This is a genomic window from Acrocarpospora sp. B8E8, assembly GCF_039871605.1.
Classification (GTDB): Bacteria; Actinomycetota; Actinomycetes; order Streptosporangiales; family Streptosporangiaceae; genus Acrocarpospora; species Acrocarpospora macrocephala.
Genome location: NZ_JBDPLV010000056.1, coordinates 1 through 22595 on the forward strand (window position 1 = coordinate 1; position 22595 = coordinate 22595).

Below are 22595 nucleotides of genomic sequence, written 5' to 3' on the forward strand. Positions count from 1 at the left end.
TTGATGCGGCGTTGAGGCGGCCCGAAATCGAAGATCACGGCCCAGAGGCGGCCCAGGGGCGGCCCAGATAGCGTTCGCGCAGGTGGCACCCGGGGCTCTTGGACAACCAGCACTTCTCCAAGAGCGGGCGCTAGGACCTGCAGGGATCGGCTGGCCAGACAACCTGATCTGCGGAAACGTCGTTGGGCATGATTGGCTGTGGTTGGATGACACCGGGGTTCGTCGGCTGTCTCACGGCCCAGAGACGGCCCCGCGTCATTCCACGGCCGGTTGCTCAGGCCAGTCCTCCACGCGGCTCACGTACGTGCCGCGCGACTGGATCGTGAAGACCCAGCCCTCATCCGCCAGCACCCGCACCGCCGCCCGCGCGGTCTTGCGGGCCACGCCGTGGATCTGGCTCATCTGCAGTTCGGATGGGATCGGGTCGAGCGGCTCCAGTTCGCCGGCGCGGATCTGGTCGCGCACGATCGCGGCGATCTGGAGGTACTTCGGGGTCGGGTCGTAGTGGTCCACCACGGCGTTCATGATCATGAAATTAGTGGCTGTCCCGCCTGCCCTGCCCTTGGACTACGGGCACCCCCGGGTAGACGGGCAGCCCCGGGTATACAGGAGGGACAGGCGATACAGGTAGACGAGATCGCCGATGCATGCCTATAGTGCGCGGACCCGGTCGCTGCTGACCCCACCGTCACAGCGGCCGGGGCAGGTAGGCCTCTGGGCTACTCCCCCACTGGCCCGCTGTAGCCCAGCCGCATCGTGTCCGCCGGCAGAACCATGGTCGCGCACTCGACCACCCGGGCCCCGGCCATGTAGCTGCGCTCGACGACCAGGACGATCGACTCCGCGGCGATCGCCAGCGACTTCGCCTCATCGGCCGACGCGATCCGCGCGCCGACCTCTTCCCGCCAGTCATCGACCATGATCCCGATAGCTGCCATCCGATGCGTCACGCCCTGCCCCGCAAGAGGCCCGGCCTCGGGCAGGGCGATCTCGGTGCCGCGGATGAGCTCCAACGGCTCATGCGAGATGGACGCCATCCACGGTGAGCCGCCGCTGCTGAACAGGTAGCGGGTCCGCATCACATCGGGAGTTCGCCCGTCGGCCGGCTCGTCCAGGGCGAGGCGGGCCCGGATCTCCGGCGGCGCCTGGACCGAGTCCGACGCGTACGTCCACGTCCCCTCGCGTCCCTGTTGGAGGAGGTCGGCGGCGAACGGGGAGCCGCCGCGGCGTTCGCGGAACCAGGTGCGGTTCAGGATCCGGATAGCGCCGCGGTCGCGGACGAACGTTCCGGCGCCCGATCTGGTGATGACGAGTCCTTCGCGGCCGAGGGTGCGTACCGCATCCCGGGCCGAGCCTTCGGCCACGTTGTACTGCGCTGCCAGCTCGTGGCGCGCGGGGAGGCGTGCGCCCACGGCGAGTTCGCCGCTGACGATGCGGCGGCGAAGGTCGTCGGCGACTTTACGGGCTTGTCCGGGCTGCTGATCCACAAGTCCAGCTTGACAGGCTGGACATCCGGCTTACAAGCTGGACATCCGGAAGTGAAGCCGGATATCCGGCCTGACCGTTGTGGCGGTGCCTATGACGACCCTGAGCCAGGAGTACGCGGCCCTTTCAGGCAGTGCCGAGGCCGCGGCGCTGCACGCGCGGACGATCGTCGAGGAGCACCAGCCGGACCGTGCGGAGGCGGCGGCGGAAGTCGTCCGGCTGTTGGTGGCCGACGCGCTGGCCCGCACCCCGCCGGGGGACAACGTCGGACTCGTCACGATCGTCGGCGGCGGCGTCGTGAGGTTCGAGGTGCGCGATCCGGACCTGGTGGTGGATGGCGCCGAACCGCCGTTCGCCCTGCTGTCCACGGTCTCGACGCTGGCGGATCGCTTCGGCGACGGCCGAGTCCGTGAAGGTGCCGGCCACATGGCGTACGCCGAGATCTTCATCCACGCGGACGCCCCCGATTCGTGCGGCGGTCTGGAGTCTCCCCTCCTCGTCAGGGCCGAGCGCCAGACCGCCGACCGCGATGGGTGACCTCTACCGGACCGGAATAAAAGGCGGCAGCCCGATCAAGCACGCCGTCGCGGACGGCAAGCCGATGAGCGTGATGGTGGTCGCCGTCTGCGGGGAGATCGTCCGCTCCGAGTGGACGGTGTGGGACAAGAGCGCCCCCGGCGCGTGCGCGGACTGCATCAACCCGCCCAAGCGGGAGTCCCTCGAATCCATCCGCGCCCGCACGCGCCGGGATCACACCACGGCGGGCGATGTTCGTCCCGAGTACGGCGTCGCCGAGAGTCCCAACGACGACTGGCAGCTTGAGCACGCCCTGGTGATCAAGCGCCGGATCAAGCCCGTCGGTCGCGCCCTGTGCGGCGTGCCAGCCCGGCTGGTGATGCCGAATGCGCAGATGCACGTCGCGTTCGACCCCGCCGGCGAAAAGGCGTGCGGCGCCTGCGTGAAGGCCTGGCCGCCTTAACCCCGGACTGCCCGGCGGCGATGGCCCGCAGCCGGGCACGGCCCCGCCCCGGCAATTGAGGGAGCTGAGGCGGGGCCACCCCGAACGTCCGTGAGCGCGGCTTGACGCGATCAGGCCCGACGCCCCGGACACCGGCCCCACCCGGTTGGCGCTGTGCAGGTGGGGCCACCGGCCGGGCACTTCCCGCCCCCGCGGAGTGCCCGGCCACCAACACACCCACCAAAGGAAAGGACCGGCCATGGCCAGGTACGAGAGTCCGTCCGGGATCGTCTCCCACGACACGGCCGGAGGCGCCAAGGTCCGCTGGCACCTCGACGACTGGGGCTGTGACGGCTGCAACACCGGCACGGAACCCCCCAGGCGCTAGACACGACGGCCCGGTACGGCGATCAAAGCGCCGTACCGGGCCGGGCCCGAAAGCCGCCACCCCACCGACGATGGGACGACCCGATGACTGACTATCTTTACCCGCCCCCCGATGGCGCGCCAGCCCCACAAACCGGACAGGCCGAACCCGCGATCCTCGACACGGTCATCGCCTTCGTATCGGCTAACCCCGTCGGATCGGCGATCCTCGCCGTGTTCGCCCTCGTCGCCATCGCCATCACCCTGTTCGCGCTGCGCGCCCTCTACCGCTCCACCGCCCGGCTCCTGCGCGTCCACGTCGCCCCCCGCCCGCCCGAGGACATCCTCACCGTCGTCGCCGCCAGCATCGCCACCGGCGTGTCCGCGCAGGGCATGTGGCGGTTCTCCGGCGACGTCCTCGGCTTCGACGGCCCCCTCCAGCTCCTGCTGTTCGCGTTCATCGAGGTCGCCGTCATCACCAGCGCCGTGCGGGCCCGCCGCAACATGCGCGAGAACTTCTCGGCCGGGGTGGACGGTCTGGCGGTGTGGGCGCTCACCTGCCTGTCCGCGGTCCTGTCGGCTATGGATGCCCGCTCGCTGCCGGAGGCGCTGTTCCGGCTCGCGGCGCCGCTGGTGGCCGCCTGGCTGTGGGAGCGCGGCATGGCCATCGAGCGGCACCGCATCAGCGGCCGCCAGCGCATCCACTGGCGGCTCACCCCCGAACGCGTCCTCGTCCGGTGGGGGCTGGCGGACGCGAGCGACCGGACCGCTTCCGACGTCGACGCGCAGCGTCGCCTCATCCGATTCGGCCTGGCCATCGAGCGAACCCGCACCGCCCGCACCGGCCTCGGCAAGGCGCTGGCCCGGCGCCGGTACGTCAAAACGCGCGACGCCGCCGTGCGGCACGCCCAATTCGCCACCTCGGACAAGCGCAAGGCCGAGCTGGTCGACATCCTCGCCGCGCTACTCCCGCCCGAAGCTCTCGCCCAGCTGCGCCTCACCGGCTGGTGGACCCAGCTCAAGCACCCCGCGCTTCCGGCCTCCCCCGACCCCGAGGTGGTCGAGGCCGCCTCGCAGGAGGGGCGAGCGGCGGTGTCCGCGTTCGAGAAGTGGTCGTCCACCTGGTCGCGGATTCCGTCAGAAGCGGTCGCGCGACTGGTCGCGACCGCCCCCGTTTTCGCGACCGGCCGCGCGACCGGGTGGGACGGTGCCGGTTTGCCCGCAGACCCGTTCGGTGCCCAGTTGGCGCGGTCGCTGTGGCCGGTCGCCGATGTGGTCGCGATCGACCTGTTCGGGCGACCGGTCGCGCGACCGGATGACGACCGGGCGGGTGGTCGCGTCGGAGACCTCGCCGATGGTGATGTGCCGGTCGCGGAACCGGTCGCCGATGAGGGCGATCCGCGACCGGACCCGCGACCGGCCGACGACCGGAAAAGGCCCAATGAGCAGGACCGACGCCGAGTCGTCCGCGTCTGGGTCAACCAGGTGAAGAAGGGCAACGTCCTGTCCAAGCGGGAGCTCGCCGACCGGTCGGGATTCCGGGAGACCTGGTGCCTGGAACGCATCCGCGAAGGGCGCGAGCAGATGATCGCCGAGGGGTGGACCTTCCCCGAGGACGGACCGCCTGTCCCGCCGGTCGCCGAGCTGGTCGCGGTCGCGACCGGACCGGAGAGCCCGTGAGCGGCCAGCCCGACCAGTCGTGGCAGCCCCGCATCGTCCGCGGCGACCAAGCCCGCGGCCCCGGCGACGAGCCCGCCCCGGAGCAGGTCCTGCACACCGACGCCGACGGAAACACCGGACCGGCCGCCGAGCGGATGGCCACCAAGGAGGAGGTCGCCGACGCCCAGCTGGACCCGCGCACGTTCCTGCCGGTCGAGTACGACGCCGAGACCGTCGACGCCGAGACCGAGTTGGTCACCGACCGGCCCGTCGACCAGGACGACGACGGCGACGAGCCGGTCCTGTACGGCAAGGTCCTCAGCCCCAAGAGGCCGGCGCGCAAGCCGATCGTGCCGGAGTGGATGCGCACCCGGCAGGGCCTGCGGACCGTCGTCGTGCACGAGGCCGGGCTGGCCTGGTATCGGGTGCGCCGGCACGCGTTCTACTCGCCGCTGTACGCCGCCCGGGTGCTGCGCTGGGCGCCGGTCGGCGCGGTCCGCGCGGTGGCGGCCGGGTGGCGGTGGGCCTGGCATGCCGAGTCGGCGCCGCTGCGCAGGCGGGAGGCGTCGCCGCAGACCGGCGACGTCAACGCCTACGTGCAGCTACACAAGGTCCGCGACCAGCACGTCCGCGCCCGCCTGCCGATCGCCACGGGCGCGCTGGCGACCGGCATCGGCGGCGCGTGGGCGGCCTGGGCGCTGGCCCCGGCGCCCGCGCTGGTCATCGCCGGCGGCGCGGCGGCCACGATCCTGGCCAAGGTCGGGAGGCCGATCGACCAGCCGATCGTCGAGGTCGCGGTGACGGTGGAGAAGCGGCGACGGCTGACGGCGCTGGAGGTGCGCGAGGCGCTGTGCACGCTGCGGATCGCCGGGCTGAAGGACCCGGAGGAGATCAAGTTCCCGGTGGAGATCCACCGCGACGGCCCCGGCCAGCTCGCCCGTGTGAATCTCCCGCGCGGTGTCGAGGCGGTCGACGTGATCGAGAAGCGCGGCCGCCTGTCCTCGGCGCTGCGGCGGCCGGTCGACCAGGTGTGGCCGATCGGCGGCCCCGACCACGCGGGCCAGCTCGACCTGTGGGTCAGCTACGTCCCGGTGTCACAGATGGCGCCGCCCACCTGGTCGCTGACCAAGGACGGGGCGCGCACGTCGGTGTTCGAGCCGATCGAGATCGGGTTCGACCAGCGGCAGCGCCCGATCGCCGTCCCGCTGTTCGAGCTGAACTGGCTGATCGGAGGCCAGCCAGGATCCGGCAAAAGCTATTTCCTGCGCGCCATCGCCCTGGGCGCGGCGATCGACCCGCTGACCGAATTCAAGATCGCCGAATACAAGGGGACCGGCGACTTCGCCGACTTCGACGAAGCGGGCCTCTGCAGCTCCTACGTGTGCGGGGTCGACGAGGAAGAGTTCGACGAGGGCGCCGACATCCTGGCGTGGGCGCTGGCCGAATGCGCCAAGCGCGGCAAGCGGATCAAGAAGTATCGGGCGGCCGGCCGAGCCCCGAACGGGAAGGTCACGCCCGAACTGGCCGCCGAACCCGGCTCGGGCCTGCACCCGATCGTCCTGGTCTTCGACGAGGTGCACGAGCTGTTCCTGAACCGGCCGGGCGCGGCGGTGGCGGCCGAGCGGGTCATCAAGCGAGGCCGGGCGCTGAACATCATCTTGCTGATGGCCACCCAGATCCCCGACAAGGACTCGCTGCCCAAGAACATCACCCGCTGCGTGGCCATGCGCGCCTGCCTGGCCGTCGACGACCACATCGCCAACGACATGATCCTGGGCACCGGCGCGCACAAGCGCGGGGTGACCGGCACGACGTTCCGCCCGAAGGTCGACGCCGGGTGGGCGATGGTCGTCGGCCTGGAGGCGCCGATCGCCGTCCACGGCGCCTTCCCCAGCCAGGACGAAGGGCGCGCGCTGCTGAATCGCGCGGTCGAGCTGCGCGGCGGCCGCCGCATGGACCGCGAGGACCTGCCTCGCGTCGACATCGTCGTGGACGTCCAGCGGGTGTGGCCGGCCGAGCGTGCGGGCGTGCAGTGGCCCGAGCTCGCCGAGCTCCTGGCGGCCGTGCTGCCGGAGCGGTACGGCGATGAGACGCCCGAGACGATCAGCGCCCGGCTGCGCGCCATCGGCGTGCCGAGCGTGGACGTCAAGCACCGCGGCACGGTGCTGAAGGGCTGCCGTCTGGAGGCCGTCGAGGCGGCCGCGGCCCAGCGGGAGCTGACCCGTGGGTAGCGGCCGAGACTCCCTCCCAACCGCTGTTTCCGGGGCCTTGAGTACCCATTTCACAGGTGGCGCTACCCGCTACCCTTTCCCGTTTCCGCAGATCAGCCTGGGTCGCGCCCCGGGTCGCGGCTTCGCTACCCCTCCGACCGTGCCGCTACCCCGAAAGGACGCCCATGGACACGCTGATGCCCCTCCTGTTCGTCGCCGCCGTGATCTTCATTCTCTACATGTCGGCGATCCGGAACCCGCTGCGGACGTGCCCCCGCTGCAAGGGGGCGGGCACGCTGCCCGCGCTCATCCCGGGCCGGTTCCGGCCGTGCCCGCGGTGCGGCCGGAAGGGCGAGACCCGCGCGTGGTTCGGGAGGCCGGAGTGACCCGAGCTGACGTTGCGGTCGCGTGCCCGGATCCCCACCCCGGGCGCGGGTCCGGAGCAGCCAGCTCTCACCGCGGATGACGGGAGACCAGCAAATGGGCAATACGACGTGGACGCACCCCGATGTGCTCGACCGGGGCGTGCGGGAGGGGTGGGCGGAATCGGAGCTCGACCCCGCCCGGATCGACTGGGCGGAACGCCGCGGCGGCGCGGCGTTCCCGTTCCCTCTGGTCGACGGCCGCCCGGTCAACCCGCTCGCTCCGACCGGCATCCGGTTCGGCCGGGGCGAGCTGGGCCACTGGGGAGAGAAGCAGGCGGCCGACGCGATCGTGACCGCCTGGCTCGCCGGCGTCCGGCACCTGCTGATGGTGGAGCGAGGCGACGGCCACGGCTGGGCGGTGCCGGGCGGCTTCCTGGACCCGGACGAGGCCCCGCTGGCAGCGGTGGTCCGGGAGCTGGAGGAGGAGGCGGGCCTGGTGCTGCCGGGCGCGGTCTGGCGTGTGCTGCCTGTACGGCTGGTGCCGGATCCGCGCGCGACGGATGAGGCGTGGATGGTGACCTGGCCCGCCACGACGGACCTGGGCGAGGTGGGTGAGCTTCCTGCCGTGGCGGGGGCGGACGATGCCCGGCGGGCGGAATGGGTGCGGGCGGACAGCTACGACGGCCTGGTCGCCGAGCTCGACGCGGTGCACAGGGGCCGGGTATTTCCGGCGCACGCGGCGATGCTCGCCGAGCTGCTCGGCTGACACTGCGGCGGGATCGTCCGGGTGCGCCGGGGCGGCCTCGGAGGTCGGGCTGAGTGGCCGCGCCCGGCCGGTTTGGGGGTGAGAAGTCCCCCGGGCCGGGCGCGTCTCCCAACCACGGGAGGGGTCCAGCGTAGGCGGCGGGATTCCGCCCGGCCCGTGCCGTCCGGGCCGCGCTGATCAAACCCCGCCCTCCGGCATGAGGCCGGATCAGTCGAAAGGTGGCGGACCCGACCCGATGATCTCCAGCTGCGCCTTGGGCAGCCGGGAATCGTAGCTCATCTGGACGGACGCCTCGCCTTCACGCCCATCGGGAAGCCGGATCGTCGACATGTCCATGGAGATCGCCGGAATCCCCGGCGCGACCGGCTCCCCGCTGCCACCCCACGACTTGAGCGGCCCGGAGGTGTTAGCGCGGAGGGTGACGAAGACCTCAACCTCTTGGCCGTCGCCGATAACGACAGCCGGTCCCTGATATGCCATGCGCCCATACTGCCTCCCCCGGGCAGGAGCGGGCACGCGAAAAGCGCCCCGCCACCCCCCACGAAGGGAGTGACGGGGCGTTCCAGTCTCCGGGGAGAAGACACCCGCAAGCGGGGGTCAGTAGGGGCGCGACTGTACCCGAGCCGTCATCGCCGCACCGGCGCCAGGCTCCACGTTGCCGCGAACCCACGTGGCCACCAGAACCGCGAGCAAGCCCATCACCCCGGCCGTCTGCTCGGCCGAGAACGCCAGCCCGAACGTGGCCACCAGCGTGATCAATGCTTGCGCGGCACCCAGAATCGCGGCCTGGAACGACGAGCCGCCGTCCACTGCGCGGGTAGCCCAGGCGGTCACCGCGCCCAGTACGGCTGCCGCCGCGGCGTTGACGACCGCAACCGTCGCGTCGTCCCACTTGAGCCAGAAGGCGACCGCGAACTGCAGGGCCGCCGAGAAGAGGCCGAGAACCAGCACAGGCTCCCGGCCGAAGATGGTCTTCATGCAACCTCCGTTGGAGGAATGGGCCGCGCATCCAACACGGCGGCCACGTCTGTTGGAAGTTCAGGCCCGCGCACGCCCCCGGATCGGGGGCGGATAACCAAGCAGGTGTGATCCAAACGTTTTCCCGGGTCCGGGAAAACGGCAGGTCACGAACCGAATGATCATCGCTGGCATATTTGCTGGCATATTCCGCACCCCTTTTTCCCGGGACCGGGAAAAAGGCAGGTCGGAGAAGGTGTGGCTTCCGCGCCGATAAAATCAGCCGGATTGCCACACCTTGATCAGGATGACGGCGAGGCCGACGGGGACGGCGACGCGCTCGGCGACGCGGTCAGGCTCGGCGTGGGCACGGGCACAGTGGTGCACCCGAAGGTCCACGTGCTGGACGTGACGGACACCTTCACGCACGTCTCCGTAGAGGCGGGCCGCCGGAACACGATCCTGCTGGGCATCCACCCCGACACAGTGACCAGGGAGACCTTGGTCGCCTTGCGCGGGCCCTTCGACGGGCACTTGCCGTACCGGGAGAGAGACAGGTCGGCCCGCTCCATCCACCAGAAGCCGGTGAGCGTCTTCTTGGGGACGCAGCCAGCGATGACCTTCGGCTCCGGGCCAGCAGCAGCTGAAGCAGTCGCCGCCGGGCCGAGAGCCAGCAGTACCACGGCTCCGGCGATGAGAATCTTCTTCACTCCGCGACCTCCAGTCGCACGGTCAGGTTGCTGATGGCCGTCTCGATACGGCGCACCACGGCGTCGGCGTCGATCGCTTCATCCCGGGATGCGAGTGCTTCGGCGAGGGTTCGGATGGTGGCCTGCTGCGCGTCCAGGCGGGTGGAGATCTCGTCTACGGCGGCGATGAGCGTCCGGTCTGCCGCGTACCCGTCCTTGGTGTACGCCCAGATCTGGCGGAGGGCGGTCCTCGGGTCGATCTTGTCGCCCGCCGCGAAGATGCCTTCGCGGACAGCCCACAGATCCTTGTCGAGCGTCTGTGAGAACCGCTCATAGACGGCGTCGGCGTACTCCTTGGGGCTGGGCATATCGTCTACCTCCTCATAAGGCGGGTTCCAGAAGCCCGCGATGACGTTGGCGGCGCGGACTCGTCTCTTGCAGGCGTCGCCGGTGTTGGCCTCGATCGTCTGGACTCTGCCGTCGCCGAGGTTCTTCTCGACGATGCCGACGTGGTCGATCCGGCCGATCGAGTCGGTGCCGTCCCAGTCGAAGAAGATGATCGCGCCAGGCTCGGCGTGCGCCTTGATGTTGGCTGCGGTTCCGGCGTGCCAGCGCTTCAGGCCGCGGCCGTCTTCGGCGTGCCAGACGGTGTATGCCCTGTCTCCCTCGGGCAGGACCGCGTCGGTGTTGCCGGAGTCCCGAGCCCATTCGGTGACTCCCTGGTCACACCACGGCGCGGCGAGGAATTCGCGACCGTTCCGCTTCGCATACGAGCGGGTGATTCGGTTCGGTCGGCCGCTCAGCCCCAGGTCTTTGCGGGCGCGGGCGACCATGGCGGCTCCGCTCACGACTGATCGCCTCCGCCCCGGTAGATCCCGTCGGCGTCGGGCGGGCCGTAGAGCTCCGCCAGGACCGCCTCTTCGTCGTCTTCGGTCGGGCCCCAGTCCCAGGTGTCCACACCGGCCGCGACGAGTTCGTGTTCGGCCCGTTTCATCGGTCAGCCTCCAGGTCAATGGCCATTGGCTTCCTCCCTGTCCTCGGAATCCGGGATCGTCACCGGCACCAGCCCGGCGCCGACCACCTGCCGCATCAGCAAAGCCACCTGCCGTTGCAGCAGCTCGACCTGCCGGCTCAGGCGGTTGATCTCGCGTTGCTGCCGCTCCTGTACGCCGATGTCATAGGAGCTGGCTCTCTTGTACGCGCCGTCCTCGGCCGCCAGCCGGGCCTCACGGGCCGCCAGGTCGGCCTTCTGCTCGTCCTGCAGGCGGGCCGCCCTCCGTGACGACCGGACCGAGTAGACCAGCCCGCCGAACCCGGACAGTCCGCCGAGTACGGCCACCACGATGGACACGAATGCCGGGTCCATCACCGCTCCCGCACAGGCTCCGGCCAGCCGGAGATGCGCAGCACCAGCCCGGCCAGGACGATCTGCACGATGCACTGCCAATACGCCTGCGGGATGGCTCCCACCAGCCCTCCGATCAGATAGACGACGGACCAGAACACGGTCAGCCCAGCGATGGCCCCGAACGCCACCTTGTCGTCGTCGCGGAAGGCGTATACGAGGCACAGCACGCACACGACCGCCCACGGGATGGCCAGCGTCCACAGCGGGGCGATCGAAGCCAGGTAGGTGTATGTGGTGGTGCCGACCACTTCGGGTGCCGGGCGGGCGAGGCGTACGGCGCTGGCGGCGCACTGCAGGGCGAGGAAGAGCAGGACCGAGCCGCGGTAGCCGACAAGATGGTCAATCCGGCGAAGCATGCCGCCTGCGCGTTTCCGCATTCGGCCCCCTTCTGGCCATACCTGGACGGTTACCGGTGACAACCAGACTGTGATCACGTGCGTCTCACAGCCATCGCCCTAACCCAGGAGATGCCATGACCTATCCGTACGAGCAGCCCGCCCAATCGCCGCGGAAACGGCGCCGCGGCGGCGGGAATCTGCCGCTGATCATCGTGTCGGCTGTCGCCGCCATCGCGTTGGCCGCGGTCGCGTTCCTGGCCTACGAACTGCTCCAGCGGCCGGCCGGGCAAACGGCTGCGGCTTCGACGCCGTCGGCACAAGCCGAGCAGGTCGCCGAGGAGGAGCCGACCGGGCCGCCTGCCCAGCCGCGCACCCGCACGGCAGTGAAGGCCGCCGCTGAGGCGTTGTGGGACTCGTACGCAGTCGGCGACTACGGCGCGTACTGGGACGCGTGGGCGGCTGCTGACAAGAAGGTGGTGTCGCGGAAGGACTACCAGCGGCGGCACCGGCTTTGCCCGTCCGCCGCCGAAGGCATCAACTGGACGGTCAAGCGCGTCACGGTCAAAGGCGATCGTGCGACTGTCCGAGCCCAGCGGCTGTACTTGATCGACGACTACACGTTCGTGTACGAGGACGGCCAGTGGCGGTATCGGCTACAGCCCGACATCCGCGATGAGTACCAGACCCAGACGATTGACCAGATCGTGGCTCAGGCCAAGGCCGAGGGCCAGTGCGCTTAGCCGCTCCGTGTCCGGATGTGGACAGCTGTCGATGGCAACCCGGCAGTGATCGCGCACGTCACACACGCATCACCTGACACTTAGGAGCCGTGATGGGATATCCGCCCCAAGGCCAGCCTCCGTACGGGCAGCAGCCGTACAACGGCCCCTACCAGCCGCCCCAGCCGCCGATGATGCCGCCGCAGTACGGGTATGCGCCGGTGCAGACCATGCAGGTGAAGGAGCGCGCCTTCAATCCGGTCACCTTCGGCGTCCACGCCTGCCTGTGGTTCTTCGTCCACTCCTGGCTGACGTTCCTGACCATCGGCTTTTGGCTGTTCGTCGCCATTCCGGTGACGTTCATCGGCTGGAATGTCATCCGTACCGTCCCCGTACAGCAGATCCCGCCCGGGTTTACGCCCCGCTAGCCGATCACGTTGTCGGCCCTCAGGCTGGCCAGCGCGTTGTTGAACTGCTGGGACAGGTTCGCGAGGTCCGTGCGGATCGCGTTGACCTGCGACTGCGTCGGCGGATTCGACACGCTGCTGGACGTCATCGTGTGGTCGGAGACGTCCCCGGCAGGAAGCGCGATCACGTCCCCGGCCGAGGTTTTGAACCGCGGCTCCCCCGACGAGCCGTAGGCCACGAACCCACCGCTCGGCGTGTCCGGTGACCCGTCGGGGATGAAGAACGGCGCCGACGCTCGCGCCACCGGTGTCGCGGCGATGGTCCGGGCGTCGCGTTCGAGGCGGGCGAGGCGTTGCTGAATGTCGGCGAGGACGCGTTCCAGGCCGCCGGGCATCTGGTCAGTCAACGGCGGGCTCCTCCAGGATGAGTTGCGCCTCTTCTTTGCCGGTGGTGCGGGAGATGGGGGTGATGGCGATGCCGATCAGGCGCTGGCTCATGTTGAATCCGGCGGCGCCGTTGGTGCGGCCGTGCCACGGGTTGACCATGACCCGCTTGACTTGGTCGCCGAGTGAGGACGGCGAGATGGACGGGGTTTTGCCGAGCTGGACGGTGCAGGAGTAGACGCGCACCGCGCCGGCGAACGTCGCGATCCACCGGGTTGCGTAGTCGTCGAGTTGGCCCGTGTCGATGCTCTGCCCTGGGTGGTCGACGAGCCGGTCAATCCGCAGCCAGCCCGCGAGCAGGTGCGCGGTGGCGGAGATCCAGGCGCTGACTCTGGGGACGCTGCCCACGGTGGCGTCGGTGGCTTCGGGGGTGCCGCCGCGGACTTTGACGCGGGTGCCGCCGCGCAGCGCGTCGATCTCCTCCCCCCATTCGAGGACGTCTCCGCCGGTCGGGCTCTCCTGGAAGGTGTGGACGGTGTCGCCCTGGATCTTCGGGTAGCCCCAGATCCAGTTGCGGGAGACGGTGTTGCCGGTGATCTGCGGGTCGATGGTCCACTCGAAGCCGCCGTAGCTTTTGCTGTAGCTCCACGCCGCGTCCCCGTAGGACCTGTCGTCGGCTTCCTTCACGGTCAGGGTCCGCGGGGCGGCCCCGGATGAGCCGGGCATGAGGGTGAGGCCGATGTTCGCGGTCGGGTCGGATTGGAGATGCTCGAGCAGGGCGCGCACGTTCGCCACCTGTTCGCCGGTGAACTCCAGATCCTCACTCACGGTTACGTGCAGGAGGTAGGCGTCCAGGGTGGAGCCGCGCAGGGTGATGGTGACCGCGCCGCGGCGGGACCTGGAGATCCTCGCGCCGTGGATCCAGTAGACGCCCCACATGGCTCCGCCGCGCCAGATGTAGATGGCGATCATTCCGGGCCCGCTGGTGAGGTCGTCTGATTTGGGTGGGATGACCTTGGCGATCTGGGCGGCTTTGCGCCGGCTGGGGACGTCGAGGGTGCCGCTGAAGAGGCCGGGCTCGCCGATCCGCCGATCGAAGGTGACGTCGCGTGGAACGACGTCGGCCTCGTAGGTGCCGGTCGCCATGTTGTGCACCGTGTACCGGTAGGGGCTGACGCCTCGCCCCGGTGTGAACGGCGGGATGGGCGGAGGTGTCGGCGCGGAGGAGTCGGCGGACGGGATGAGGATCGTCCAGCCGTGGTAGGCGAACACGCCGGGCGACGGAGAGAAGTAGACCTCGTCGACGGGCGCGGATGACACGAATTCGCGGTGCGCGAAGGTGCTGGCGACGTAGTTCCGCGACTGGGGATTGGCGGCGGTCGAGTAGCCGGAGACGAGCGGCCAGTTCACCGTCGTGTGGCCTTGCGGCGGGAACGCGTCGACCGGGTACCCGATGGCGACGCGGAGTTCGAGGCCGCTGGCTGAGGACGGCGCGGCGGCGGGGGTGGGGAAGGAGCTGATGGTCGGGCCGAAGGTTGCGCCGCCGGTGCCGACGACGATGATGCCGTTGGCTGAGGCGTTCCGGACGGCGATCATCACGATGGCGGAGTCGGCGAGCTCGAAGGGCGAGGCTGACTGGGTGAGGGCGTAGAAGTCGGGCTCGTCGCTGCCCGCGTATCGGCGGTAGATCTTGGTGCCGCCGCCGCCGATTTCAGCGGTCCGTTCGGCGATGGCGGCTGGCCAGGTTGCGCCGCCGGTGATGGTCATGTCGCCCAGGCCGCCGAGGTCGGCGAAGTGGACGACGAGCAGGAGGTCGCCTGCTTGGATGCCGGGCGGGCGGGCGAGGACGGGGTTGTCGCCGAGGTAGGCGAGTTGGGAGGCGGACCGGTAGGTGGCGGGCACGGCCACCTCCCCGGCTGGTCAGAGGATGGCGTGCTTCCAGAGGACGGTCGCGGGCGGGGCGTCGCCTTCTTCGGAGGTGTAGGAGACGCGGACTTGCCCGGCGGGGAAGACGAGGTCGGGGACGCTGGTGGAGGTGCCGGTGAGTTTGTCGAGGTGGTCGACGTCGCCGATGCTGATCGTCCCGAGCTTGACGTCGATGATGAGGTTCTCTCCGTCGGCTACGGTGAGGTCGACTTCGATGAGCCGCTCGTCGACGACCTCGCCGTTGAGCAGGGGCTCGACGAGGATTTGCGGGATGACCGACGGGCCGGGGATGCGGATGAGCGGACTGGTGGCGGTGTTCCCGGCGTTGAGGAGCGTCTGGGTTTCGCCGTCGGGGATGACCGCGCTGTTCAGCTTGGACAGCAGGCGGGGGTCGGAGAGCGTCCACTGGACGACGATCCGGGAGTGTCCGAGCCGGAAGTGCTTGTCGACGGGTACGGCGCGGCGGGTGACCTTGCCCATGCCGGTGTAGATGTGGTCGAGCAGCCGGATCGCGAGCGGGTATTCGGTGTCGTCTTCGCCTACGCCGGTGGCGAGGATGAGGTCTTCGACGGTCTCTTCCCACTGCGCGCGTGGGCCTTTGGTGAGGCCGGAGTAGGTGACGATCCGTTCCTGGCTGAGATCCCTGCCTGATTCCGCGCCGTGCCTGGTGGGGTGGGCGACGTTGCCGTTGTCCAGGGCTGGGAGGTCGTACCAGCCCTCCAAGTTGCCGAGCCCGTACGGTGTGTCGCGGCCGAGGAGGAAGCCGTTCCATTCGATTTGCCCAGCGGCCGTGATCTGGTCGCCGGGGACGATGGGCACGAGTACGGAGGGGGCGGGGAGGGTCCACGGCGCGAGGATCGGCCCCGGTGCGGCGGTGGCGTTCGAGAACGCATCTGCCACGGGCGCGGGCATCGACCAGGGGGCGAGGATGACGCCCGGTTCGGCCACCGTCGGCAGCCCCTCGAACACCTCGGCCACGGGCGCGGGCATCGACCAGGGCGCTTCGATCACGCCCGGCGCGGTGGACGCCCCGGCTGAGGCTGCCGGTGCGGGCATGGACCATGGGGCGAGGATGGCGACGGGGGTGGCTTCGACGTCCACCGAGGTGGGGATGTAGAGGCGTCGGCGGCCCTGCCTCCACGCGATCGGAGGCCCGTCCTCGGTGGCGGCTCCGGAGCCGCCGGACAGGGTGCTCCCGACCCCGCTGTAGTCGACGGTGCTGACGCGGTCGAAGGGATACCAGGCGGTCAGCCCCGTCGTCCGCGCGGGCGTGTAGCTCCACGACTCGCGCTCCAGCTCCGCCTGCGTCAGCGTGGTCCCGACCCACATTTTCAGGGCGGCGACGCAGCCGTTGAGCCACCAACCGGAGGCCGGCGAGCCGAGGTTGCCGATCCAGAAGCGGGTTGCGCTGACCGCGCCGGACGGGCCGTTGCTGTTGGAGATGACCGTGAAGGTGCTGGTGGTGGCGGCCCGGATGACGATGGTCTGGGCGGTGCCGTTGAAGGTCGCGCCTACGTAGTACCAGGTGCCGACCGTCATGGCGGCGATCGATGTGAGGTTGTCGGTGTTGTTGAGGCTGATCGTGACGCCGTCGGGATCGGTGGAAAGAAAGAACCAGGTGGTCAAGTCGCCGTTGTCGATGCCCCAAAAGGTGCTGACCTCGTTACGGTCGACGGAGACTTTGAACCAGCCGCATACGCTGATCTGCGTCTGGTTGCCGAGGCCGAGCGTCCTGGTGTACTGCTGCCCGTTTGCGGAGAATCGGACCGCCACGCGGAACCCCCGATCCGGTCAGTTGCTGTAGCTGAGGCGGACGCCGATCAGCCCGGCCTCGTTGGCGAGGTTGTCGTTGCCGTGCGAGCCGATCCGGCGGACGCGGAGCACGCAGGCGTCCCCGGCGGCGACGCTGTCCAGGTTGGAGATAGCCTGGGTGGCTTTCATGACGCGTTTGCTGGTGGTGCCGAGGTGCGCGTCGTCCCAGGCGTGCTCGGTCGCGAACACCTTGGTCTCGATGTCCTGGCTGTCGGTCTCGGGTGTGATCACGGCCAGCGAGACGCCCCAGCGGACCGAGTTCGACGTCGCGTTGAGCGCGTACCAGTAGAGATCACAGGTGATGTCGCCGCTGCCGTAGGCGTGGGCGTTGAAGTAGAAGAACGCGGCCAGGTCAGCGCTGGCCGAGAACTTCAATCTCGGGACGGGAAAGTTCGTCCCGAGGGCGTTCTCATAGGCGGGAAACGGCGAGGCCAGGAACTGGGCCTCTTCGGGGAGGAAGTACTGCTCGATGATCGCCATTGACCTGCCCTCCTACGCCGGGGTCAGGTCTTGCACGGCGATCCCCAACGAGTCCCAGGTGACCAAAAAGAGGCCGTCCTGGGTCTCCAGTTCCTCGCCCCACCAGACCCCGAAAAGGAGTTGGTTGGCGAGGGCGTCCGCGTAGCCGATGCCGCCCTGGGACGTGATCGTGGAGTCGGCCAGTTCGATGTTGTCGGCGTCGAACTTGATCGACCCGGACACGTGGGTCATGGTGGTGCCGAGCAGCAGCACGCCACCCGCCGAGTAGCCCGCACCCGACGACTCCCCCGAGTTCCACGGGGCGCTGCCGTACGCCGTGTCGGTGCCGTAGTTCGGGGTGACGTCCCCCCAGAACGCGAACTTGTGATCCTCGGCACCCCAGTTGAGGGTCGTCAGCGCGCCAGTGAACACGGCCAGCTGCGTGACCACGAAAAGCCCGGGGGCGCTCCACGCCATCAGCCACCACCCCCCGGGTTGTTCACCTTCGTGCGCGACCTCGCGGGCTTCGGGTTCGCTTCAACCGATCCTGGCGGCAGCGGCAGAGGTCCCGCGCTGGCCTTGAGCTGGTCGAGCTCGGCCAGGAACTCACCGAACCGCCCCTCCAAGGACGCGAGCTCCTCGCCGTGCTTCTCCCGCTTCTCCTCGGGGAGCTTCGGGCCAGCCAGGAGGTCGCGGAGCTTCCGGATCCTGGCCACCCCGCGCACCCACGACCTGAACTCAGCGACCTCGTCCATCGCCGCCTGCTTCGCGGCCAGGTTCTCCGGGCTCGGATCCGCGTCCGCCGCTGCTTTGGCGGCCTTCAGCTTGTCCTGCATGTCGGCGACGACGGTGAGCATCTCCGACTCCTCGGACGCCCGCCTCGCCTTGATCCGCGCGCTCACCGAGGCCTCCGCGCGTCGATCATGCCGACGTTGACCTCAACGTCCTGATGGTCGCCCCGCTTGTCGGACCGGTTGGTGACCGTAGCCGTGGTGGACGAGGTGGTCGGCTTCGTGACCACCCGCATCCGCCGGTTGTTCTCGTCCAGCGGCTCCTTACGGACCGGCCGCGACTTGCCGGTGTTGTACTGGAGCGTCAGGCACTTCTCCCGGAAGGTCAGCTCTCGGGGCTCTTCGGGCATGCGGAAACCGCCTCTCGTACGTTGGGTGGTGGAAGCGGCGGTCAGCCGCGTGCTGCGAGGACCTCGAACGCGAACGTCGCGCCGACCCGCTGAATGTCGGCCTCCTCACGGACCGTCGTGCCGTACATGTTCACCGTCACGCCGCCCTGCGAGCCCTCCACAAACCCGGGACCAGCTGGAGCTGCGGTCGGTCCGTTCATCGGTTGCAGGATCTGCGCCTTCGGCATGCCGATCTGCATGCCTGAGGCGGCGTTGACGGCCTTGCCCATCACGCCGGCTACCGCGCCGATGGTCGTCGCGGCCAGCGACTTGATGCCCAACTGGAAGCCGAGCAGGGTGTCCTTGCCGATCCCCATGAACACGCGGCTGGGGCTGTGTGAAGCGAGCTCCTTCTTGGCTGCCGCCACGACCGCGCGGGCGATGGCGGCCATCGCCCCTTCCATCTGCTTGAGCTGGCCTTTCAGCCCGGCCAAGAAGCCTTGCCCGGCCTGCTTGCCGGTGTCGTAGAGGGCGTCAGCTGCCGTTTTGCCGAGCGTTTTGCTGATCTTGTCGATCTGCGTCTGCGCCCGGTTGATGGCCTTCAGGTCCGCGCCGGACGCCCCGACGAGCATGTCGGCGAGGGTGCCGCCCTTCTCCGGACCGGCGTCGATGATCTGCTTGAGGATCGTCTTGTTCAACCCGCGAGCCGCCAACTCCTTGATGTTCTTCGCGAAGTCGCGGATCGAGGCGAGCCGGTTCGCGAGGCCGGTGGTGAGGTCGCCGATGCCGGAGCCCTCACCCAGGTCGATCGTGGTGATCGCCGCGAAGTCGGCGGCCTGCCCGGCGATCTGGGTGGCGTAGGCCTTGGCGTCGGCGATCCTCTTGATCAGCTGTTCGCGCCGGTCCGCGAGCTGGCCGAGGACGTCGGTGTTGGCTTTCACCCAGTTGACGAGGTGGTCGCCCCCGCCGGGTGCGGCCTTGAACGCGTCCTTCACCAGGGTGACCAGGTTCGTCACGGTGGTGCGCATGCGTTCCTGGCTGCCGGTGATGCCGAGGATGAACCCGTCGACGGTCCACACGCCGAGGCGCTGCATCGCCCGGCTGGGAGAGTGCGCCTCGATCGCCGTTGCGGCCGCGCCGAGGACGTCGCCCCTGAGTAGGGATGTCACGACCTTGGAGACCTCGGCGGCCTTCGACTTGATCCCGTTTATAAGTCCTTGGATCGCGTCTTTTCCGACCTTGAGTAGCATCTTTCCGAGGTCGCCTAGTGCGCCGACTATTTTTTCCGGTAGCTTTTTAACCCATTCGACGAGTTGGCCGAATTTGTCGGTGGCGGCGGTTTTGGCTTGACCTACCCATTTCCCGAGCAGGCCCGGCAATTCGCCGAACCAGGCGAGAATGGATTTGACCTTGTCGACAAATCCGAGGACTATCGCTTTGCCCTGATCCCAGCTGGCGCGGAAGTCGTTGACCCATCGCCGGACTTGATCTGTGACGCCTTTTATGGCCCACACCAGAACCGTTACCAGGATCTTCGAAATCTCCGTCGTGATCTTGATCAGGTCGGTCATCACTGGAATGAGTGGCGTCAGTGCAATAACCAGATCCACGACCGGGTCAATCAGCGGGATCATGGTCAAAAGCAGTTCGCCAAAAGCGGCTACTAGATCCGGTAGGTGCGGCGTGATGGCGAGAATCGCTTTCGAGAGCCCGCCTACTAAGGCGGCTCCGATTTTCACCAGGACGGGAATAAGCGGTGCGAAGCCTTTTAGCAGTCCGGCTATTGCTTGACCGAGCAGAAGCAGCGACGACGCGACGATCGGGTCAGCGAAGGCTTTCGCCATCGCGTCAGCTATGGCCACCAGGCCGGGACCAATCGCGGCCAGGGCAGGACCCAGCGCCTTTATGAGGGCGGCTATCCCGGGACCTAGCGCGGCGGCCACGTCGGCGATCACGGGTGCCACGAGAGCGGCGGCTGAGGCGAGTTCCTCAAAAATGGGCCAAAGCGCGTCTACTACTTTTCCGAGCGACTGAAAGATCTTGACGAGAACGTCTTGACCCCGCGCCGAAGCGAAGAATTCGTTGACCTTGCCGAGCAGCATTCCGATCGGGCCGAGCGCGGAAACGCCCGCCTTCTCCATCGCCCCCATGACGCTGGAAACGATGCCGCCGATATCGGAGAAGACCGAGCCCAGCTTGGCCAGGACGTCGAGAGCGGATTGAATCCACTCCATCGGCTTCCCGGCAGCCGTCGCCGCGTTCAGCCAATCCGTGAAGGATTTCGCCGCGCCATCGATTCCGGCACCGAGACCCTTGAAAGCGGGGAGTGTCGACTTGGCGAAATTCGATATCGCTTCCAGCAGCTTCTGCAAAGTGCCGGACTGGATGGACCCGATCTCGGTTTTGAGGGTGCCGAATACGCCTCGAACCAGATCGACCGCACTGCGGGACTGCCCGAATTTCGCGACATCGACGGCCAGCCGTCCGAATTCGCCGCTGACGCCGGTCATGCCCTGCTTGAGCGGCCCCAGCAGAACCTTCGCGGTGGCGTCCAACTCGCCCTTGAGCGGCCCCAGGAACGCCTGCTGGACGGAGGCCTTCAGCCCATCCCACGCGGGCTTGAAGCGCTCCAGCTCCTTGGCCAGCCCCTCGAACGCGATCTTGAGGGTTGCGCTCGCGGCCTTCGCTAGAAGAAACGCGGCAGGCAGCGCGGCCACCAGGCCGACCGCCGGAGCGAGCCCAGCCACCAGAGCGCCCGCACCCTGCGCGGCGGCGAACAGGCCACCCGCGACCAAGCCGACCTTGGCCAGGTTGCCCACCAGGCCGAGCACGCTCTTGCCCGCGCCTAGCGCGAACCCGCCGGCCTTCTTCAGCGCATCGCCGACCTTGCCGCCGAGTTGGGAGTCGGCCAGGCGGGCCGTTTCCTTGAGCTGGCGGTGGATGCCGCCCAGGCCGCGCTCGAACTGGTCGTCGTCTACAGAGGCGTAGGCGACGAGCTCGCCAACCGTCAAAGCAGCCACGGGAGTTCACCTCCCGCGCGCCTACAGGTTGCCGATGAAGGCGCGGGCTTCCTCGCCGCGCAGCTCTACCGGCTCATTCGCGGTCAGCCTGCGGAACACGGCTTCGGGTGACAGACAGGCCAGCTTCACCCCGAACTCGCGGAAGGAGAGGTCGGCTATTTCTTCCGGCGTGTAGCCGTACTCGCGCCGGAAGTCCGCCTCGATCGCGCCCCAGTGGCGGCGGATCTGCCGTTCCTCGTGGCTGAGCTCGCGGCTTTTCCCTGGCTGGCCTGCAGTTCCAGATACTGCTCGTACGCCTCACGGAAGCTGCTCTTCTTGCCTTTGCCGTTGAGGGTGCCCCAGAGCAGGACGACCTGGAACTCCTCGGCCTCCATCCCGGCCTCAACCCAGGCGTCCAGCACATCGGCTCCGAAGAGCATGGCGAGGGCGGGCTTGGCGTCCTCCGAATCGCTGACCTGCTCGATGAGCCGGTCGTACTTGAGCGGCAGGCTGTGCGGGACGGTGACGGCGACGCCGCGAATGACCTCGGTCCTTGGCTTGCCCTGCTTGGCCTTGACCTCAGCCCAGAAGGAGTCCCAGGTCTCGTGCGACTCCTCGGGCGCGTTGTCGTCCAGCAGTTCCTCGTCGTAGATCTCGTCGGTCATCAGGCGACCGCCGCCGTGGTCGTCGGGCCGCTCTTGGTGATGGTGGCCGACCAGCTGGTCTTGTCGTTGCTGGCGCCGCCCTGCTCGCCGAGGCTGAACGTGCAGTTCCAGATCTTCCACTCGGTGTCCATCGGGTGGCGGAAGCGGATCCGGCCGAGGCTGTCGTAGCCGACCTTGTCCTCCCCGGCCATCTCCTCCACCCGCGCCCGGCCGGGCTGCAGGGAGCCGGTCAGGCGGTCCTTCTTCGCCATGCCCTCCAGCTCCATGCTGGCACCGCGCTGCATGACCTCCTGCTCGTAGACGCCCTGGCTGTCGTAGTCGGTGGTGTCGACGGTTTCTTCGTTCTCGCTCTTGTTGATGACGGCGCTGGCGAGGTTTTCGATGCCGAGGAAGGTGTCGGGGGTGGCGGATTCGACCTCGATGATGATGTCGCGGGCGTTGATCTTCACCTGGCTCAAGGGTTGCTCCTGTTCGTACTGGCCCGGCTGACCTCAGCCCGGAAATTGACGGTGTATTCAGGGCGGTCGTTCTTGTCCTGGCCGATCCAGATGGGGCCGGACTGGAGGCCGACCATGAGCTGCAGCCAGGTGCCGCCCGGCAGTTCACGCATGCCGAGCCCGTGGAAGGCGTCGTAGACCTGCTCGGCCCACTGCTCGGCGTCGCGTACGTCGTCGGCGGGCCCGCGCGTGCGGAACTGCAGCCTGGGCTCGTCGTAGTCGTCGGCGAGGCTGCTCTCATCGCCGCCGTAGCGGCTGATGATCAGCACCCGGTCTGGGGCGTCCGGGACGCGAGAGAGGAAGATGTCCCCGCCGACGGAGCCGTCCGCGTTGTAGATGCCGAGGCCGAGCAGGTCGGCGAGGGCGGCGAACTCCTCCAAAAGGGTGGCCACGACCACCTCCTGCG

The 22595-nt window shown here is 68.8% G+C and carries 29 protein-coding genes; 9 read left to right on the top strand and 20 right to left on the bottom strand.

The features are described from left to right. Window positions 1-255: 255 nt before the first annotated feature. Together ABGB08_RS38750 and ABGB08_RS38755 are read right to left on the bottom strand one after the other, a co-directional pair. Window positions 256-525 carry a GntR family transcriptional regulator gene (locus tag ABGB08_RS38750; protein ID WP_347601165.1) on the bottom strand — a complete coding sequence of 90 codons (270 nt, stop codon included), beginning with the start codon at window positions 523-525 and terminating at the stop codon, window positions 256-258. 194 nt (window positions 526-719) lie between these two features. Beyond that, the gene (locus ABGB08_RS38755; protein WP_347601167.1) at window positions 720-1487 is read right to left on the bottom strand and encodes a GntR family transcriptional regulator; all 768 of its coding nucleotides are present in this window, start codon (window positions 1485-1487) and stop codon (window positions 720-722) included. Between the two features lie 91 nt (window positions 1488-1578). Here ABGB08_RS38755 and ABGB08_RS38760 point away from each other — a divergent pair, with 91 nt between their 5' ends. The 7 genes from ABGB08_RS38760 (at window position 1579) to ABGB08_RS38790 (ending at window position 7809) form a co-directional block, all read left to right on the top strand. Further along, complete coding sequence (locus tag ABGB08_RS38760) at window positions 1579-2022, top strand: hypothetical protein (protein ID WP_347601169.1); 444 nt, start codon at window positions 1579-1581, stop codon at window positions 2020-2022. Continuing rightward, on the top strand, window positions 2015-2464 hold the full coding sequence (locus tag ABGB08_RS38765; protein WP_347601171.1) for a hypothetical protein: 450 nt from the start codon (window positions 2015-2017) through the stop codon (window positions 2462-2464). The genes ABGB08_RS38760 and ABGB08_RS38765 overlap by 8 nt, the downstream gene beginning before the upstream one ends. Before the next feature lie 238 nt (window positions 2465-2702). Further along, a complete protein-coding gene (locus ABGB08_RS38770; protein WP_347601173.1) occupies window positions 2703-2831 on the top strand; it encodes a hypothetical protein in 129 nt (42 codons plus the stop codon). Window positions 2832-2914: 83 nt separating this feature from the next. After that, the gene (locus ABGB08_RS38775) at window positions 2915-4489 is read left to right on the top strand and encodes a hypothetical protein (protein ID WP_347601175.1); all 1575 of its coding nucleotides are present in this window, start codon (window positions 2915-2917) and stop codon (window positions 4487-4489) included. After that, window positions 4486-6699, top strand: coding sequence for a hypothetical protein (locus tag ABGB08_RS38780; protein ID WP_347601177.1), 2214 nt, complete (start codon window positions 4486-4488; stop codon window positions 6697-6699). The genes ABGB08_RS38775 and ABGB08_RS38780 overlap by 4 nt, the downstream gene beginning before the upstream one ends. 164 nt (window positions 6700-6863) lie before the next feature. Further along, the gene (locus ABGB08_RS38785) at window positions 6864-7064 is read left to right on the top strand and encodes a hypothetical protein (RefSeq protein WP_347601179.1); all 201 of its coding nucleotides are present in this window, start codon (window positions 6864-6866) and stop codon (window positions 7062-7064) included. Window positions 7065-7158: 94 nt separating this feature from the next. Beyond that, a complete protein-coding gene (locus tag ABGB08_RS38790) occupies window positions 7159-7809 on the top strand; it encodes an NUDIX domain-containing protein (protein WP_347601181.1) in 651 nt (216 codons plus the stop codon). 207 nt (window positions 7810-8016) lie between these two features. On the opposite strand, the gene ABGB08_RS38795 is transcribed toward ABGB08_RS38790, so the two are convergent. The 7 genes from ABGB08_RS38795 to ABGB08_RS38825 all read right to left on the bottom strand — a co-directional run bounded on the left by ABGB08_RS38795 (window position 8017) and on the right by ABGB08_RS38825 (window position 11240). After that, on the bottom strand, window positions 8017-8289 hold the full coding sequence (locus ABGB08_RS38795; RefSeq protein WP_347601183.1) for a hypothetical protein: 273 nt from the start codon (window positions 8287-8289) through the stop codon (window positions 8017-8019). Window positions 8290-8406: 117 nt separating this feature from the next. Beyond that, the gene (locus ABGB08_RS38800; protein ID WP_347601185.1) at window positions 8407-8787 is read right to left on the bottom strand and encodes a hypothetical protein; all 381 of its coding nucleotides are present in this window, start codon (window positions 8785-8787) and stop codon (window positions 8407-8409) included. A 281-nt stretch (window positions 8788-9068) separates the two neighbouring features. Further along, window positions 9069-9476, bottom strand: a complete 408-nt coding sequence (locus ABGB08_RS38805; protein WP_347601187.1) for a hypothetical protein — start codon at window positions 9474-9476, stop codon at window positions 9069-9071. Further along, window positions 9473-10303 carry a CHAP domain-containing protein gene (locus ABGB08_RS38810; RefSeq protein ID WP_347601189.1) on the bottom strand — a complete coding sequence of 277 codons (831 nt, stop codon included), beginning with the start codon at window positions 10301-10303 and terminating at the stop codon, window positions 9473-9475. Before ABGB08_RS38810 ends, ABGB08_RS38805 begins: the two co-directional genes overlap by 4 nt. After that, entirely contained in the window at window positions 10300-10449 is a 150-nt protein-coding gene (locus ABGB08_RS38815; protein ID WP_347601191.1) for a hypothetical protein, read from the bottom strand. The genes ABGB08_RS38810 and ABGB08_RS38815 overlap by 4 nt, the downstream gene beginning before the upstream one ends. Before the next feature lie 15 nt (window positions 10450-10464). Further along, entirely contained in the window at window positions 10465-10821 is a 357-nt protein-coding gene (locus tag ABGB08_RS38820) for a hypothetical protein (RefSeq protein WP_347601193.1), read from the bottom strand. Next, window positions 10821-11240, bottom strand: coding sequence for a hypothetical protein (locus tag ABGB08_RS38825; protein ID WP_347601195.1), 420 nt, complete (start codon window positions 11238-11240; stop codon window positions 10821-10823). The genes ABGB08_RS38820 and ABGB08_RS38825 overlap by 1 nt, the downstream gene beginning before the upstream one ends. 95 nt (window positions 11241-11335) lie before the next feature. On the opposite strand from ABGB08_RS38825, the gene ABGB08_RS38830 reads away from it, so the two are divergent. Together ABGB08_RS38830 and ABGB08_RS38835 are read left to right on the top strand one after the other, a co-directional pair. Next, window positions 11336-11941: a hypothetical protein gene (locus tag ABGB08_RS38830; RefSeq protein WP_347601197.1), complete on the top strand. Its 606-nt coding sequence runs from the start codon at window positions 11336-11338 to the stop codon at window positions 11939-11941. A 92-nt stretch (window positions 11942-12033) separates the two neighbouring features. After that, a complete protein-coding gene (locus ABGB08_RS38835; RefSeq protein ID WP_347601199.1) occupies window positions 12034-12348 on the top strand; it encodes a hypothetical protein in 315 nt (104 codons plus the stop codon). Here ABGB08_RS38835 and ABGB08_RS38840 read toward each other — a convergent pair. From ABGB08_RS38840 to ABGB08_RS38890, 11 genes are all read right to left on the bottom strand, one after another. Continuing rightward, window positions 12345-12734: a hypothetical protein gene (locus ABGB08_RS38840; RefSeq protein ID WP_347601201.1), complete on the bottom strand. Its 390-nt coding sequence runs from the start codon at window positions 12732-12734 to the stop codon at window positions 12345-12347. The two genes, ABGB08_RS38835 and ABGB08_RS38840, sit on opposite strands and share 4 nt — an antisense overlap. Beyond that, window positions 12727-14613: a hypothetical protein gene (locus ABGB08_RS38845; protein ID WP_347601203.1), complete on the bottom strand. Its 1887-nt coding sequence runs from the start codon at window positions 14611-14613 to the stop codon at window positions 12727-12729. Before ABGB08_RS38845 ends, ABGB08_RS38840 begins: the two co-directional genes overlap by 8 nt. An 18-nt stretch (window positions 14614-14631) precedes the next feature. Next, the gene (locus tag ABGB08_RS38850) at window positions 14632-16410 is read right to left on the bottom strand and encodes a hypothetical protein (protein ID WP_347601205.1); all 1779 of its coding nucleotides are present in this window, start codon (window positions 16408-16410) and stop codon (window positions 14632-14634) included. 18 nt (window positions 16411-16428) lie between these two features. Beyond that, complete coding sequence (locus ABGB08_RS38855; RefSeq protein WP_347601207.1) at window positions 16429-16929, bottom strand: hypothetical protein; 501 nt, start codon at window positions 16927-16929, stop codon at window positions 16429-16431. 12 nt (window positions 16930-16941) lie between these two features. Then, window positions 16942-17385 (bottom strand): hypothetical protein, encoded by a 444-nt coding sequence (locus tag ABGB08_RS38860; protein WP_347601209.1) that lies wholly within the window; start codon window positions 17383-17385, stop codon window positions 16942-16944. Next, window positions 17385-17810: a hypothetical protein gene (locus ABGB08_RS38865; protein ID WP_347601211.1), complete on the bottom strand. Its 426-nt coding sequence runs from the start codon at window positions 17808-17810 to the stop codon at window positions 17385-17387. The genes ABGB08_RS38860 and ABGB08_RS38865 overlap by 1 nt, the downstream gene beginning before the upstream one ends. Continuing rightward, the gene (locus tag ABGB08_RS38870) at window positions 17807-18049 is read right to left on the bottom strand and encodes a hypothetical protein (RefSeq protein WP_347601213.1); all 243 of its coding nucleotides are present in this window, start codon (window positions 18047-18049) and stop codon (window positions 17807-17809) included. The genes ABGB08_RS38865 and ABGB08_RS38870 overlap by 4 nt, the downstream gene beginning before the upstream one ends. A gap of 41 nt (window positions 18050-18090) precedes the next feature. Continuing rightward, window positions 18091-21048, bottom strand: coding sequence for a hypothetical protein (locus ABGB08_RS38875; RefSeq protein ID WP_347601215.1), 2958 nt, complete (start codon window positions 21046-21048; stop codon window positions 18091-18093). A 155-nt stretch (window positions 21049-21203) separates the two neighbouring features. Beyond that, the gene (locus ABGB08_RS38880) at window positions 21204-21692 is read right to left on the bottom strand and encodes a hypothetical protein (RefSeq protein WP_347601217.1); all 489 of its coding nucleotides are present in this window, start codon (window positions 21690-21692) and stop codon (window positions 21204-21206) included. After that, window positions 21692-22150 carry a hypothetical protein gene (locus ABGB08_RS38885; protein ID WP_347601219.1) on the bottom strand — a complete coding sequence of 153 codons (459 nt, stop codon included), beginning with the start codon at window positions 22148-22150 and terminating at the stop codon, window positions 21692-21694. Before ABGB08_RS38885 ends, ABGB08_RS38880 begins: the two co-directional genes overlap by 1 nt. Then, a complete protein-coding gene (locus tag ABGB08_RS38890; protein ID WP_347601221.1) occupies window positions 22147-22581 on the bottom strand; it encodes a minor capsid protein in 435 nt (144 codons plus the stop codon). The genes ABGB08_RS38885 and ABGB08_RS38890 overlap by 4 nt, the downstream gene beginning before the upstream one ends. Window positions 22582-22595 lie beyond the last annotated feature (14 nt).